Origin of the sequence: Natronorubrum halophilum (assembly GCF_003670115.1) — an archaeon.
Classification (GTDB): Archaea; Halobacteriota; Halobacteria; order Halobacteriales; family Natrialbaceae; genus Natronorubrum; species Natronorubrum halophilum.
Genome location: NZ_QQTY01000006.1, coordinates 110,912 through 124,752 on the forward strand (window position 1 = coordinate 110,912; position 13,841 = coordinate 124,752).

A 13,841-nucleotide genomic window follows, 5' to 3' on the forward strand; every position below is an offset into this window, starting at 1 on the left:
ACCGATGCCCCAATCAGCAACACGCGCGACCAACACCGAATTCGAGATCGACGACCCGATTGTCTCCATCCGAAACGCCAGCGTCACCTTCGACATGGAACGCGGCCGATCGAAGGTGCTGAACGACGTCAGCATGGATATCGAACGAAACGAAATTCTCGGCGTCGTCGGGGAGAGCGGCTCGGGCAAATCGATGTTCGCCGACGCACTGCTCGACGCCGTCGTCGACCCCGGCGTGCTCGGCGGCTCGGTCGCCTACTATCCGACGCCCGGCGAGGTGGTCGAGATCTTAGAACTCAGCACGAAAGAGTTGAAGCAGTACCGCTGGGCCGAGATTTCGATGGTGTTCCAAGGGGCGATGAGTTCGTTCAACCCGACGATGAAGATCAGGACGCATTTCCAGGAGACCCTCGACGCTCACGGCGCGAACCCCGCCGAAGGCATGCGACGGGCCAGGGAGTTGCTGACGGATTTGTACCTCGACCCCGACCGCGTCCTCGACGCCTACCCGCACGAACTCAGCGGCGGCATGCGCCAGCGGACCCTCATCGTGCTCAGCATGATCTTGCAGCCGAAGGTGCTCGTCATGGACGAACCGACCGCCGCGCTCGACCTGCTGATGCAGCGGTCGATCCTCAAGCTGCTGACGGAGATCAAAGAGAAGTACGACATCACGCTGATCTTCATCACCCACGACCTGCCGCTGGTCGCCGAACTCGCCGACCGCGTGGCCGTGATGTACGCCTTCGAGTTCGTCGAGGTCGGCCCGACGCAGGAACTCCTCGCGAACGCCGCCCACCCGTACACGCGGTCGCTGCTCAACACGACGCCGAACATGAGCACACCCGTCGAGGAGATGAAACCGATCGACGGCTCAAGTCCCGACCCAGTCGACGTCCCGACCGGGTGTTCGTACCACCCGCGCTGTCCGCTCGCGACGACGGAGTGTCGGACCGACGACCCCGACTACCACCAGATCCGGCCGGAACATCGGAGCAAGTGCTTCCACTGGCGGGACGCCGAGGCGGAAATTCCGCTGTCCATCCCTGACCTCCGGGAGGTGAGCGACTGATGGCCACCGATCGCGACGACGTCGTGCTCTCGCTCGAGGACGTCGAAGTCTACTTCGAAGACAACTCGGGGAGCGTCCTGAACCCGTTCTCGAAGCCGAATACCGTACGGGCGGTCGACGGCGTCTCACTCGACATCCACGAGAACGAGGTGATCGCGCTGATCGGCGAGAGCGGCTGCGGGAAGACCACCCTCGGCAAGACGGCGATCGGCCTGCAGCAACCGACCGGCGGCAGCGTAACGTACCGCGGCCAGAACGTCCAGGACGCGAAGACCGGCAACGGCGAGATCGAGATCCCGTTCTGGGAGATCCGGCAGGCGCTCCAGATCATCCACCAGGACCCCGGCAGCGCTCTAAACCCGAACCGCAAGGTGATGGCGAGTCTCGAGTCGCCGCTCAAGAAGTGGGAGAAACACCTCTCGAAGGCGGATCGAACCGCGCGCGTGTTAGGGTTGCTCGAGCGCGTCGGCATGTCGCCGCCCGAGGACTACGCCTACCGGTTCCCCCACCAGCTCTCGGGCGGCGAGAAGCAACGCGTCGCGTTGATCCGCGCGCTTCTGATGAATCCGGATGTAATCCTGGCCGACGAGGCGATCAGCGCGCTCGACGTCTCCTTGCGCATCGAGATGATGGACCTGATGCACGAACTGCAGGAGATGTTCGACACGTCGTTCCTGTTCATCTCCCACGACTTCTCGAACGCGCGGTACATCACCGAGAAGGTCGGCGGCCGAATCGGCGTGATGTACCTCGGCGAACTGGTCGAGATCGGTCCCGCAGAGGAGGTCGCTCAGAACCCCCAACATCCCTACACCAAGTCGCTACGGTGGGCGACACCGGACTTCCAGACGATGGGTCGATCCGAGGAGATGCCGATCCGCAAGATCGACGTCCCCGACCCCGTCAACCCGCCGAGCGGCTGTCGGTTCCACACCCGCTGTCCCGAGGTGATCCAGCCCGACGGGCTCGACCTCGAGTCGGACGAGTGGGGGCGGGTGCTCGACTTCCGCCAGCGCATCGAAAACGGTAAGATCGATCTCGAGGCTCGCCGTCGGACCGTCGCGGCGACCGACGGGGCTGCGGATGCGGAGTCCGCGGCCGCTGAGGTGTCCGACGAGGCACTCGCGATCAAACTCCGCCACGAGTTCAGCCTCGAGGGTCCCCTCACCCAGCAACGGGCCGAGACGGTGCTCGACGAGGCGATTCGGGCGCTCGTCGAAGGGCGACGCGATGAGGCAGTCGCCCAGCTCGGCGACCTGTTCACGACGCCCTGTGAGCAGCGGCGCCCAGTCTCGGAGGAAGTCGGCCCCGATCACGTCGCCGCCTGCCTCCGCCACTCCCACCGTCGCGAGGAGTCGGGCGCCGACTCGAGTTCGAGTTCGTCGTCGGAGGCGGCGGGCGACTGATCGACTCAAGAGATAGGTTTACGTCGCCGCCGTCACTCTGTCTCTACTATGTCCAACCGGTTCTGGGAGATCGTTTGCGCCGGGGCGCCGCTCTGGGGCATCCTATTCGGACTCAACGTCGTGTTGCTCGTCTTCATCGGCCTCTCGCTGTTCCTCGCGACGCCCGAACCCGGAACGTCCCACATCATGGTCATCAACCTGGTGCTCGTCGTCGGCTTCCTCGCCGTGCTCGGGTTCACGCTTCGTAAGTGTCGAACCGCGGAGTACTAGGGTCGACCGGCACTTCGATCGAGCGACTCACCGCAGCGGGGCGTCGAGAGATCGCGAAAACGGCTCCTCACTTGAGGTGCTCGACCGACGCGTCGTGCAACCGGGTGAACCCTTCGGCGTAGGTCGCGCCCGCCTGCCGGCCGAGGGCGTGGCCCGTGGCGCGCATGCCCTCGACGAAGTCGCTGAACTCAGCGTCGATGCCTCCGTGTTCCTCGAGCCACTCGATCTGCGACTCGTGGTGGAGGGCGGCCTCCTCCTTCCGTTCCTGAACGTCGGTAATGTCGACGACGACGTCTGGGTCGAACGACGACGTCGGCTTGCCAAAGTAGTAGACGTTCGACGGACCGGCGGGCGGGTGTTCGGTCTCGAGCAGGGGCAACGAGGACATGTAGTAGGCGTCGGTCACGAGTCGCGACGTAGCCCGGTGGTCGGGGTGCATGTCGTCCGCGTAGTGGGTGAGGACAATATCGGGGTCGTGCTCCCGGAGGGTGTCGACGATCGCGAGTCGGTTCTCGAGCGAGTAGGTGATCCGGCCGTCTTCGAACTCGAGGAAGGTGACCAACGCGCCGAGGGCGTCCGCCGCGCGTCGGGCCTCCGCTTCGCGGGTGTCGGCGAGTTCCGCCTGGGTCGTGTCAAAGCCGCCGAACTCGCCGCGGGTCATGTAGGCGATCGTGACGTCGTCGCCGCGGTCGGCGTGTTTTGCGAGCGTTCCACCGCAGAAGATTTCGGCGTCGTCCGGATGGGCTACGATTGCGAGCAGATCCATGGCAGATACGCTCGCTCCGGTCACATATAGGTTCTTCCGCCGTCGGTTCGACCGTCGGCCACTCGAGTGTGATCGAAGTCACCGGTAGAATTAACCGACCCGAGACGAATCCGTCTACCTGCGACCATGGAACCAATTCACACAGACGACGCGCCGGCGGCGATCGGACCGTACTCGCAGGGAGTGCGAGACGGCGACCGGATCTTCGTCTCTGGACAGGGACCCGTCGACCCCGAAACCGGCGACATCGTCGGCGAGGACATCAAAGAACAGACCGAACGAACCCTCGAGAACGTCGCCGCGGTGCTCGAGGCGGGCGGCAGTTCGCTCGACAACGTCGTGAAGGCGACGGTGTTCGTCACCGACATGGACGACTACGCCGACGTGAACGAGGTGTACGCCGAGTACATGAGCGACCCGTTCCCCGCACGGAGCGCGGTCGAAGTGGCCGATCTACCGATCGATATCGGCGTCGAAATCGAGATTATCGCGACCGTATGAGCGACCGAGAGCACACCGAAGCGGTGCCCGACGGCGGCGTCCAGCGGGCGGTCGTCACCGACGGAACCGGGACCGCGTGGGCCGAGGATCGCGAGATTCCCGACCCCGGGCCGGGCGAGGCGCTCGTCCGGGTCACCGCGATCGGCATCTGCGGGAGCGACGTCGGCCTCGTCGAGGGCGAGGGACCGCCCTGGACCGACTTCCCCGTCGTCCTCGGTCACGAGGTCGCGGGCGAGGTCGTCGAACTCGGCGAAGGCGTCGACGATCTCGAGGTCGGGCAGCGGGTCGCCCTCCACGGGTTCGTCTACTGTGGCACCTGCGGGGCGTGCCGGGACGGTCGCTACTACCAGTGTGACGACCTCAAAGAGATCGGCTTCACGGTCGACGGCGGCTACCGAAAGTACGCCGCCTGGCCCGCCTACACGCTGACGCCGCTGCCGGACGACGTCTCCGACGTCGAGGCGACGCAGATCGACTCCGCTGGCTGTACCCTCCACGCGATGAACCGCGTCGAGACGTCGTTCACCGACACGGCCGCCGTCCTCGGCCCCGGCGCGCTCGGCCTGTACGGCGTCCAGTTGCTTCGAGCTCAGGGCGTCACGGACGTCGTGCTGACCGGGACGCGCGACGAACCGCTCGAGGCCGGGCGAAAGCTCGGCGCGACGCGGACGGTCAACATCTGCGAGGAGGACCCGGTCGAGGCGATCAGAGCGCACACCGACGGCCGCGGCGTCGATATCTGCGTCGAGGCCGCCGGCGCGGGCGACGTCCTCGAGACCTGCGTGCAGAGCGCGGCGAAGCAGGGGAAGATCGTTCTCACCGGCGTCTTCGGCGAGCGCAAGGCGATCGATCCCGACCAGATCGTCGCGAAGGAACTCACCGTGGTCGGCGGCGTCACCGCCTCCCACGCCGTCGACGAGGTCATCGAGCTCTTCCGACGGGGCGACCTGACCGTCGACGGCGTCGTCACCCACGAGTTCCCGCTCGAGGAGTTCGAGGAGGCCTTCAAAACCATCAGAGAGCGCCGCGACGGCATCGTCAAGGCGGTGCTCCGGCCGTAGATGTCGGCCGACGACGGCCCAGTTATCCTCCTCGCCGGCGAATCCTGGCGGACCCTCTCGTTCGAGATCAAGGGCCGGAACGTGGTCGCCGACGGCGAGTACGTCGAGGGCGCGGATCACCTCGTCGCCGCCCTCGAGGCGGCGGGCGCGAGCGTCGAGTTCCAGCCCTGCCACGTCGCGGTCGACGCCTTTCCGCGTTCGCGCGAGGAACTCGACGCGTACGACCTCGTGCTCCTGAGCGACATCGGGGCCGACTCGCTCCAGATCACGCCGCGGGTCGCGGCCGGCGAGACCGACGTCGACCGGTGTGCCCTGCTCGAACGGTGGGTCCGCGACGGCGGCGCGCTCGGGATGATCGGCGGCTACATGAGCTTCGCCGGCGTCGGCGGACAGGCGCGGTACGCACGCACCGCCGTCGCCGACGCGCTTCCGGTCCGGATCGCGCCGCACGACGACCGCATCGAAGTGCCGGGCGGCGTCGCGCCCCGCCGAACTGGCGGCCCGGACTCGCTGCCCGAAGAGTGGCCCGTCGTGCTCGGTTACAACCGCCTCGAGGCGGACCCGGACGCCGACGTCTGGGCGTCCGTCGGCGACGACCCGCTGCTCGTCGTCGGCGATCACGGCGACGGGCGCGCGTTCGCGTTCGCGACGGACTGTGCGCCCCACTGGGCGCCCCTCGACTTTCTCGAGTGGGAGCGGTTGCCCGAGATCTGGGACGCGATTCTCGAGGCGACGGTCGGCTCCTAGCTCCTCGCGAATCGATCGGCCGACTGGCTCGAGCGGTGATCGTCTTCGACCCGTTGTGGGTACAGTTAACTTATCCCGGTGACAACCGGGTAGCCGAACACGCGATTATGTCGACAGGTGTAACCATCCACGATCCCAACGCGACCGACGAGGGGTACACGCTCCTCTGTGAAACATACCAATTCCCGGAAGAGGCGCCCGACGGAACGGGGAAGATCTACCTCATCGATATGGACGGCGAGCCGGTCCACGAGTGGCGCGTCGACACGGCGGTCCAGTCGTTCTGCACCCTCCTGCCGAACGGCAACCTCCTCTACCCGACGCGCGATCGATCCGACCTCTCGCGGGCCGGCCTGCGGGAGCTTACGCCCGACGGTGAGGTCGTCTGGTCGTACCACTGCCGGATCGACCACGATTACGCGGTCCTCGAGAACGGCAACCTGCTGTTGCACACCATCTCGGACTACATGGTGCCCGAGATCAGTCCCGAACTCAAGCGCAACTCCTACGTCCTCGAGATCGATCGCGAGAAGGAGATCCACTGGGAGTGGCGCGGCGACGAGCACTTCGAGGAACTGGGCGACCTGCTCCCCGCGGAGGACTGGGCGTACGTTCGCGACCGCATCGAGTCCGAGTTCCCGTTCGACTGGGCGCACAACAACACGCTCCAGGTCATCCCCGAGAACGAGACCTACCGAAGAGAACTCGAGGGCGACGGCCCCGTTCGCTTCGAGCCCGGGAACATCGTCTTCTCCTACCGGAGCGTGGACGTCATCGGCGTCATCGACTACCCGAGCGGCGAGATCGTCTGGGCGTGGGGGCCCGGCGAACTCGACGGCCAGCACCTCCCGCACGTCCTCGAGAACGGCAACGTGCTCGTCTTCGACAACGGGACCGAGCGCGGCTACTCGCGGGTGCTCGAACTCGATCCGCTGACCGAGGAAATCGTCTGGGAGTACACCGGCTCGCCGAAAGAGGAGTTCTTCAGCAAGTACATCTCCGGCGCGCGTCGCCTGCCCAACGGAAACACGCTCATCTGCGAGGGCGGAAAGACCCACCTGTTCGAGGTGACGCCCGACGGCGAGGTCGTCTGGGACTTCGTCAGTCCGTTCGGCGAATCGGGATCGATGGGGACTATCTACCGGTGTCAGCGGTACTCGCCCGAGTACGTCGAACCGCTGCTCGAGTCGCTCTGATACGGGCTCGTCGGTTAGCGTTCAGTCGGAACCAGTCTCGGTCTCTCTCGAGACGACGAGTCACACGGTGAACGGAACCTCGAGTCCAACGCCCATCGACGGCGAAGACGAGCGTCCTGCAGTCGCTGGCGGCTGTGATTTTCACCTCCTCCCCAGCCGATTCGCTCCGTTCGCTTCAGGCTCACGGCCACTGGCCGTTCGCCTCGCCGCAACGCGCCGCGCTCTCACTCGCTCATCCACAGGAAGACGCTTCGCGTCTTCCAAGCCTTCGCTCGCGAGGCTCGCGAAGACCTCGCACGATCGTTGGCCCGAGACTCGCTGGTCGCTCGTCACGGTCCAGCGCGCGCCACCGCATGTGGTTCTGATCGGACCGAGGCGAACCACGGATCACCGCCGATTCTGCGTTCTCACTCGAGTAGTTCGTCGACGTTCGCCCGAATCTTGCGAACGGCTTCGGCCACCGAGCGAATCCCCGCTTCGTCGGCGAGCAGCAGTTTGTGGCTGTAGGTGACGTTGGTCCGGCAGATTTCTTCCGTACCGGGGAGGTGGAGGTTGGGATAGTCCGGAACCTCGGTTCCCCGCGGGAGGAAGCGAGCCACCTCGTTGCGGTAGAACGCCGGCTGTCTGTAGAGGGGCAGTTGATACCCCTCGCTCACCGGAACGCTCTCCGCGACGAGCGCCTCGATGAACCGATCCCGGTGGAGACCGCCGAACGCGTCGGCGTCGTACCGGAAATTCTCGATGCAGTAGCCGCGAGCCGTGATTCGGTCGTCTCGCGGCTTCGTCGCGATGCCGTCGATCGACTCGAGTTCGGCGAGCAGGACCTCCTCGTTCCGTTCGCGGATCCGGTTCTCGTCGTCGAGTTTCTCGAGTTGAGCCAGCGCCAGCGCGGCCTGCAGTTCCGAGAGGCGGCGGTTCGACGCCAGGAAGTGGTGGTAGTAGTCGACCGTCCCCTGCCGGCGGCCGATGTTGGCCATCGTGCGGGCGCGGTCGGCCAACACCGTGTCGTCGGTCGTCACGATGCCGCCCTCGCCGCTGGGCAGGGACTTCGACTCCTGGAAGGAGAACGTGCCGAAGTCGCCGAACGTGCCGACCTTTTCACCTCGCCATTCCGACCCCTGCGCGTGGGCCGCGTCCTCGATCAGGAACAGGTCGTGCTCCTCGATAATGGGGAGGAGTCGATCCATATCCATCGTGTAGCCGGCGAAGTGGACGCCGACGACGCCGACCGTCCGGTCCGTGATCACTTCCTCGAGGTGGTCCAGATCGATATTGTACGTCTCGGGGTCGGTGTCGACGAACCGCGGCACCGCGCCGACGCAGGGAACCGCGCTCGCGCTGGCGATGAACGAGTACGACGGGACGACGACCTCGTCGCCCGGTTGGACGCCGCAGGCCCGCAACGCGAGTTCGATCGCGGTCGTGCCGTTGCTCACGGCGATCGCGGTCTCCACGTCGTGGTACGCGGCGAACGCCTCCTCGAGTCGATCGCAGAACTCGCCGCCGGTGGTCCGACACCAGCGTCCGCTCTCGAGTGACTCCGTTACGTACTGCCTGCTCGTCTCGGTCAGTCGCGGCCACTCGGGGAGTTTCAGTGCCTCCGCTGCTGCCGGTCCGCCGTTGATGGCTAACTCTGGCATGCTCTTGCTCGAGTGCTTCGCGTCCGAGACGATAAGTCTGTGCGTACTTGTCTCACAGTCGCTACCGATTAGCAACTCACGACGAGTCGACTACGCGGTCGCGAACGTCGGCGAACACGGCGCTCCCGTACTCGAGCGATTTCAGTCCGTCGTCGGTGCGGCCGTTCTCGCAGACAAACCACTCGGTGCCGGCGGCCGCGGTGGCGGACGTGCAGGCCTCGATGTTGACGGCGCCCTTCCCGACGTCGGCGTGCAGGGCGGCCGGATCCGACGGGATAGAGTCGGTGAGGTGGACGACAGGGGCCTGACCGTCGACGGCCTCGAGGAGAGCGAGCGGATCGTAGCCGGCGTGTTTCGCGAGGCCGACGTCGGGTTCGAACCCGAACCGGCCGTCCGCGCGGTCGACGAACCGTTCGAAGGCGACCCTGCCATCGACGTCCGCGAACTCGAATGTGTGGTTGTGGTAGAGCAGGTCAATGTCGTACTCGGCGAGTTCGGCCGCCGCGTCGCCGATGCGGTCGGCCGCGGACTCGATTCCCTCGACGGTCGCGAACGCCTCTGGCTCGTAGGTGGGGACGACGAGTGTCGAACAACCGACGGCCAGGCAGTGTCCGACGAGGTCGTCGAGTTCCGTCTCGAGCCGGTCGATGTCGACGTGGGCGCCGGCGACCGCGAGCCCGGCGTCCTCGAGCGCGTCCCGCGTCCGACTCACGGCACCGTCGTAGAACTCGTCGAAGTGCGCGTCGTAGAACTCGACGCCCTCGAACTCGGTCTCGCCGACGCGGGCGATCAGCTCCGGCGTCGACTCGTCGACGTCTTTCAGCGTGAACAGCTGGATGGCAGTCCGTAACACACGTCGAGTAACTCAGAACGCGGCTAAAACCCTTTTGCTCGAAACAGGAGTCGGGAATCGGAACCGCAGTTAGCTGCTCGAGGCACAGTCGTCCGAATCGCCGACGTCGTCCGAGCCGGCCGTCGTCGTGGTGAGCGCCCCGTCCTCGACGAACCCCTCGGGACGATTCGAGAGTCGGTCGACCATTGCGGTTCGTCCCCGCTTAAGGACGTCCGCGTACGCCTCGTCGTCGGTGCGATCGTACAGTTCGTTGGGGTCCTCCTCGAGGTCGAACAGCAACTCCTCGCCGGTCGCCGGATTCCAGACGAACTTGTGTCGGCCGTCGACGACGTACTGACAGCCATTCTCCGGGTCGTAGCTCCCGGCGGCGTGCTCGCCGTGGTACCACTCCCGCCAGTCGTCCCGGTCGGGGTCGCGAACCAACTCGAGCAGGTCGCTCCCCTCGACAGTCTCGGGGACGGGGACGTCCGCGACCGACAGCAGCGTCGGCATGACGTCCTCGAGGCCGACCGGCCGGTCGACGAGCTGTTTTCGCGGCAGGTCCATCGACTCGGGGAGTCGCAGCACCATCGGAACCCGCGCAGAGCCCTCGTAGGCGTAGGTCTTCCGCCAGAGGTAGTGGTCGCCGAGCATCTCGCCGTGATCCGAGATGAACATGACGAACGTGTTCTCGAGTTCGCCGATCATCTGCAACTTGTCGAAGACGCGTTTCAACTGGTGGTCGATGTGCGTGATGAGGCCGTAGTAGGCGGCTCGCGCGCGACGAACGATCGTCGGCGGCAGGTCGGCGACCCAGGCGTCGACAGGCGGATAGTCGGGGATTTTCTCGCCGTAGACGTCGTCGGCCCACTCGCCGATGGACGGCGCCGGGATCTCGCGGTCGACGTACATGTCCCAGTACGCTTGGGGTGGATCGAACGGGGTGTGCGGGCGGACGTACGAGAGGTTGAGGAAGAACGGCCGCATCTCGTCGCGCTGGTCGAGGAAGTCGAGCGCGCGGTCGGTCGTCCAGTTCGTCGGGTGGTAGTGTTCGTCGACGTGCCACGGTCGGGGGTCCCACGAGTTCCGGCCGAGGCCGTGGGAGAGTTCGTCGAACAGGCCGTCGCTCTCCTGCTCGAGCCAGCGCGTGTAGTCGTCGTCGGGGTGGGCAAAGAGCGCCTCATGCTGGTCCAGGCTCTCGAAGCCGACGTGGCTGCGGATCGGGATAGAGTGAATCTTTCCGGTGAGTTTCGTCTGGTAGCCCGCGTCGCGGAGCACGCTCGGCAGCGTGTCGTCGAAGTCCCACGGCGTCGTCACCCAGCCCGGCGCCCCGTTCGTCGACGGCGTCTGGCCCGTCAACAGCGACCGGCGAGCCGGGATGCACGACGGTGCGGGGGTGTAGGCGCGGGTGAACAGCGCGCCGTCCTCGACGAAGCTGTCGATGTTCGGCGTGTGGACGAGCGGGCGGTCGTCGTCGTCGGTCGGCGAGTCCGGGTCCACACCGAGGCAGTCGCCGCGGTGCTGGTCGGTCATGATGAACAGGATGTTCGGTCGACTCGGCATACCCATACCTTCCGTTCCGATCACAAATGTCTATCCCTTCCCCGACTCTCGAGGCACACGTATCGGCGCCGCAGACGGTCTCTTTCCCGAGAAAACCGGTCCGCCATCGAGCTTATAACGAGAGTACATGTGTAGTTACAGTTTTATCGGAGTACCCAGTAGTGGTGATTGATAGCATGCCTCGAGAATCACGCGACAGTGAGAGTGAACGATACCGAACCCGAACGAGTGAAGCGAATGCAGATGCGAGTCCCGTGGGGCGAAACCTGCCAACGCGGCGGTCCGTCCTGCGCACCGCTGCCGCCGGGACGGCGGTCGTCGGGCTTGGACTCGGCGTAACCGGATCGGTCGCCGCGAGCGACGAGTACGGCACCGTCGTGAACCTCGTCGACGACTTCGGCGCCGACCCGACCGGTGAGGAACCGATCGACGACGTCCTCGACGAGGCGGTGCAAAACGACACGAAGGTGATCTTCCCCGAGGGCGAGTACTACCTTGAGGAGGGCGGCTTCCACCGAAACGGCGCTGGCACCGCGGCCTCGTTCGATCCGGATGGAACGCCCGAGGAGTACGTGTTCGACGTCGCACTCGTCGGCCAGGGGGACGTGACGCTTCGGCCGGCAGAGGGCGTGGAGACGTTCGTCCTCGCCCTCTGGGGTGACGGCGTTCGCGTCGAGAACTTCCGGATTGATCAGACCGCCGCGGAGACGAACGTCGGGATGTCGTACCTGGTCCAGAACGACCTGGTGGTGCGCGACATCGTCTACGAAGGGCTCGCGGACACGTGGGGGACGGTCAAGATCGGTCCGGGCATCGTCGAACCGGACGGCACCGGCCTGATCGAGAACTTCCACGTACCGGACGGCTCGATGGGGTACGGCCGCGAGACGGGCGCCTGGGTGTTCCCCGACCACGCGGGTGACCTGCTGTTCAAGCGGTGCTCGTTCAAGGGGTTGGCCGACAACGCGATCTACGCCTCCGGTCCCGGCGGGAACGGGAACGGCTCGGTCGGCGTCGAGAACTGCTACTTCGAGAACAACAACGTCTCCTCGATCCGTCTCGGGACGCCCGGCAGCTACGCGAAGAACTGCACCGTCGTCCTCGACGGCTACATCCCCGAGTACGACACCTGGGGAGCGGTCACCGCCCGCGCGGTGTGGCTGTGGAGCGAGTTCGGGGGCGAACTCAGGAACATCGACGTGCGCTGCAACCACGAGAGCAGCTACGGCGTCCTCGATTACGCCGGACACGACGGTGCGGTAGCGATGCGCAACTGCCGGTTCGAGATGAACGCCGACGGCAACCAGGCCGTCGACCTCACCAACGGGACGGCCGACATCGCGATGAAGAACACGAGCATCACCGGCGACGCCAGCGGGGGGACGGCGCTGGAACTCACCGACAGCGCCGTCGCGATCCAGAATCTCTGTCTGGCACAGTCGGGCGCCGACCGCGACGGTGTCACGCTCGAGAACGCGACCGGAACGATCCGGAACGCCAGGATCGACGTCACCGGCGAGCAGGTCGTGACCGACGGCGACAGCGACGTCGCGGTGACGAACCTGAGCGAGCACGGCGACTGTCCGCCGGCGCAGGCCCGGCACCCGCTCCAAAACCGGTTCTGATCGACCGCACGCGACCGAACACCGACGGCGACATCGTTCCCGTCTCCGTTCCCATCTTCGTCCCGTCGACCGGTCGATTTTATGCTCGTCGCCTCGAGTGAGTGGGTATGGCCACGGTACTGACTATCGGCGGCGCCCGGTTCATGGGTCGATTCACCGTCCGCGAGTTTCTCGAGCGCGGTGACGACGTGACGCTGTTCACCCGCGGGAACAGCGAAATTCCGTTCGCCGAATCCGACGTCGACCACGTCGAGGGCGACCGACGGAACGAGGCGGACCTGCGGGCGGCGTACGACGCCGTCGATCCCGACGTCGTCGTCGACTTCGCGGGCTTTCACCCCGCCGACGTCCGCGCGGCCGTCGATATCTTCGCCGACGTCGATGCCTACCTGTTCGTCTCGAGTACGAGCGCCTATCGGCTCTCGACGGCCGTTCCGATCCGGGAGGACGAGACGCCCCTCGAGTCGTGTACGCCCGAGCAGGCGACCGACGATTCGTGGGAGAGCTACGGCGCCCGGAAGGCCGAGTGCGATCGAATCCTCTTCGAGGCGGCCGACGACGGGGTGAACGCCATTAGCGTCCGCCCGACCGCGATATACGGGCCGCACGATCCGACGCAGCGACTCGACTACTGGATCGACCGCGTGCGGCGCTACGACCGGATCGTCGTTCCGGGCGACGAGTACTGGATGCCGATGCACCTCGGGTACGCGGAAGACGCCGCTCGAGCGATCACCGTCCTCGCCGAGGAGGGGACGCCGGGCGAAGCGTACAACGTCGCGAACCGTGAGCAGTGCCAGTTCGATCGACTGATCGAACACATTGCGACGGCGCTCGAGACGTCCGTGACGATCGTTCGGCCCTCGCCTCGGGAGTTGGCGACGATCGACCTCTTCCCCAAGAACTTCAGCCTCTGTCGCCCGTTCCCGTACGTTGTCTCGACCGAGCGGCTCGCCGCGCTGGGCTGGAAGTCGACGCCGCTCGAGGCGGGAATCGAGACCGCCGTCGAGCACCACCTCGAGACCGAACCCGACGGGAGCCGGCACGGACCCAGTCGGGAGACGGAGGAGCGACTCCTCGAACTGTGTGCCCACGGCGTCCGTTCGATCGACGGGCGCGGACGTGATTCGTGATCGCGCCGTAGACGGCGTTCAACGCGTCG

13 protein-coding genes are annotated in these 13,841 nt (G+C 65.9%); 9 read left to right on the forward strand and 4 right to left on the reverse strand.

Going from position 1 to position 13,841, the window contains the following annotated elements; genetic code table 11:
* Nucleotides 1–4: 4 nt before the first annotated feature.
* The 3 genes from DWB23_RS23925 to DWB23_RS21620 are packed head-to-tail and all read left to right on the forward strand — an operon-like array spanning nucleotide 5 to nucleotide 2,748.
* Nucleotides 5–1,072 (forward strand): oligopeptide/dipeptide ABC transporter ATP-binding protein, encoded by a 1,068-nt coding sequence (locus DWB23_RS23925; protein WP_121744853.1) that lies wholly within the window; start codon nucleotides 5–7, stop codon nucleotides 1,070–1,072.
* Nucleotides 1,072–2,478: an ABC transporter ATP-binding protein gene (locus tag DWB23_RS23930; RefSeq protein ID WP_338067839.1), complete on the forward strand. Its 1,407-nt coding sequence runs from the start codon at nucleotides 1,072–1,074 to the stop codon at nucleotides 2,476–2,478. The genes DWB23_RS23925 and DWB23_RS23930 overlap by 1 nt, the downstream gene beginning before the upstream one ends.
* A 48-nt stretch (nucleotides 2,479–2,526) precedes the next feature.
* Nucleotides 2,527–2,748, forward strand: a complete 222-nt coding sequence (locus DWB23_RS21620) for a hypothetical protein (protein WP_121744854.1) — start codon at nucleotides 2,527–2,529, stop codon at nucleotides 2,746–2,748.
* Between the two features lie 67 nt (nucleotides 2,749–2,815).
* Here the strand turns inward: DWB23_RS21620 and DWB23_RS21625 are convergent, their stop codons facing one another.
* Nucleotides 2,816–3,514, reverse strand: coding sequence for a PIG-L deacetylase family protein (locus DWB23_RS21625; protein WP_121744855.1), 699 nt, complete (start codon nucleotides 3,512–3,514; stop codon nucleotides 2,816–2,818).
* Between the two features lie 126 nt (nucleotides 3,515–3,640).
* On the opposite strand from DWB23_RS21625, the gene DWB23_RS21630 reads away from it, so the two are divergent.
* The 4 genes from DWB23_RS21630 (at nucleotide 3,641) to DWB23_RS21645 (ending at nucleotide 7,019) form a co-directional block, all read left to right on the forward strand.
* The gene (locus tag DWB23_RS21630) at nucleotides 3,641–4,015 is read left to right on the forward strand and encodes a RidA family protein (RefSeq protein WP_121744856.1); all 375 of its coding nucleotides are present in this window, start codon (nucleotides 3,641–3,643) and stop codon (nucleotides 4,013–4,015) included.
* The gene (locus DWB23_RS21635; RefSeq protein ID WP_121744857.1) at nucleotides 4,012–5,076 is read left to right on the forward strand and encodes a zinc-dependent alcohol dehydrogenase; all 1,065 of its coding nucleotides are present in this window, start codon (nucleotides 4,012–4,014) and stop codon (nucleotides 5,074–5,076) included. The genes DWB23_RS21630 and DWB23_RS21635 overlap by 4 nt, the downstream gene beginning before the upstream one ends.
* A complete protein-coding gene (locus tag DWB23_RS21640) occupies nucleotides 5,077–5,823 on the forward strand; it encodes a glutamine amidotransferase (RefSeq protein ID WP_121744858.1) in 747 nt (248 codons plus the stop codon).
* Nucleotides 5,824–5,930: 107 nt separating this feature from the next.
* Entirely contained in the window at nucleotides 5,931–7,019 is a 1,089-nt protein-coding gene (locus tag DWB23_RS21645; protein ID WP_162989912.1) for an aryl-sulfate sulfotransferase, read from the forward strand.
* A 407-nt stretch (nucleotides 7,020–7,426) separates the two neighbouring features.
* Here DWB23_RS21645 and DWB23_RS21650 read toward each other — a convergent pair whose 3' ends face one another.
* From DWB23_RS21650 to DWB23_RS21660, 3 genes are all read right to left on the reverse strand, one after another.
* Nucleotides 7,427–8,659: a DegT/DnrJ/EryC1/StrS family aminotransferase gene (locus tag DWB23_RS21650; RefSeq protein ID WP_121744860.1), complete on the reverse strand. Its 1,233-nt coding sequence runs from the start codon at nucleotides 8,657–8,659 to the stop codon at nucleotides 7,427–7,429.
* Between the two features lie 76 nt (nucleotides 8,660–8,735).
* A complete protein-coding gene (locus DWB23_RS21655) occupies nucleotides 8,736–9,512 on the reverse strand; it encodes a sugar phosphate isomerase/epimerase family protein (protein ID WP_121744861.1) in 777 nt (258 codons plus the stop codon).
* A 69-nt stretch (nucleotides 9,513–9,581) separates the two neighbouring features.
* The gene (locus DWB23_RS21660) at nucleotides 9,582–11,054 is read right to left on the reverse strand and encodes an arylsulfatase (protein WP_162989913.1); all 1,473 of its coding nucleotides are present in this window, start codon (nucleotides 11,052–11,054) and stop codon (nucleotides 9,582–9,584) included.
* A gap of 254 nt (nucleotides 11,055–11,308) precedes the next feature.
* Between DWB23_RS21660 and DWB23_RS21665 the strand changes: the two genes are divergently transcribed.
* Nucleotides 11,309–12,679, forward strand: a complete 1,371-nt coding sequence (locus DWB23_RS21665; RefSeq protein ID WP_121744863.1) for a hypothetical protein — start codon at nucleotides 11,309–11,311, stop codon at nucleotides 12,677–12,679.
* A 107-nt stretch (nucleotides 12,680–12,786) separates the two neighbouring features.
* Complete coding sequence (locus tag DWB23_RS21670) at nucleotides 12,787–13,812, forward strand: NAD-dependent epimerase/dehydratase family protein (protein ID WP_121744864.1); 1,026 nt, start codon at nucleotides 12,787–12,789, stop codon at nucleotides 13,810–13,812.
* Nucleotides 13,813–13,841 lie beyond the last annotated feature (29 nt).

Excerpts from the sequence above, each read along its gene's own strand:
- DWB23_RS21635 (WP_121744857.1), top strand. The coding sequence starts at position 4,012 with ATGAGCGACCGAGAGCACACCGAAGCGGTGCCCGACGGCGGCGTCCAG.
- DWB23_RS21630 (WP_121744856.1), top strand. The coding sequence starts at position 3,641 with ATGGAACCAATTCACACAGACGACGCGCCGGCGGCGATCGGACCGTAC.
- DWB23_RS21625 (WP_121744855.1), bottom strand. The coding sequence starts at position 3,514 with ATGGATCTGCTCGCAATCGTAGCCCATCCGGACGACGCCGAAATCTTC.
- DWB23_RS21660 (WP_162989913.1), bottom strand. The coding sequence starts at position 11,054 with ATGCCGAGTCGACCGAACATCCTGTTCATCATGACCGACCAGCACCGC.
- DWB23_RS23925 (WP_121744853.1), top strand. The coding sequence starts at position 5 with ATGCCCCAATCAGCAACACGCGCGACCAACACCGAATTCGAGATCGAC.
- DWB23_RS23930 (WP_338067839.1), top strand. The coding sequence starts at position 1,072 with ATGGCCACCGATCGCGACGACGTCGTGCTCTCGCTCGAGGACGTCGAA.
- DWB23_RS21620 (WP_121744854.1), top strand. The coding sequence starts at position 2,527 with ATGTCCAACCGGTTCTGGGAGATCGTTTGCGCCGGGGCGCCGCTCTGG.
- DWB23_RS21670 (WP_121744864.1), top strand. The coding sequence starts at position 12,787 with ATGGCCACGGTACTGACTATCGGCGGCGCCCGGTTCATGGGTCGATTC.
- DWB23_RS21640 (WP_121744858.1), top strand. The coding sequence starts at position 5,077 with ATGTCGGCCGACGACGGCCCAGTTATCCTCCTCGCCGGCGAATCCTGG.
- DWB23_RS21650 (WP_121744860.1), bottom strand. The coding sequence starts at position 8,659 with ATGCCAGAGTTAGCCATCAACGGCGGACCGGCAGCAGCGGAGGCACTG.
- DWB23_RS21645 (WP_162989912.1), top strand. The coding sequence starts at position 5,931 with ATGTCGACAGGTGTAACCATCCACGATCCCAACGCGACCGACGAGGGG.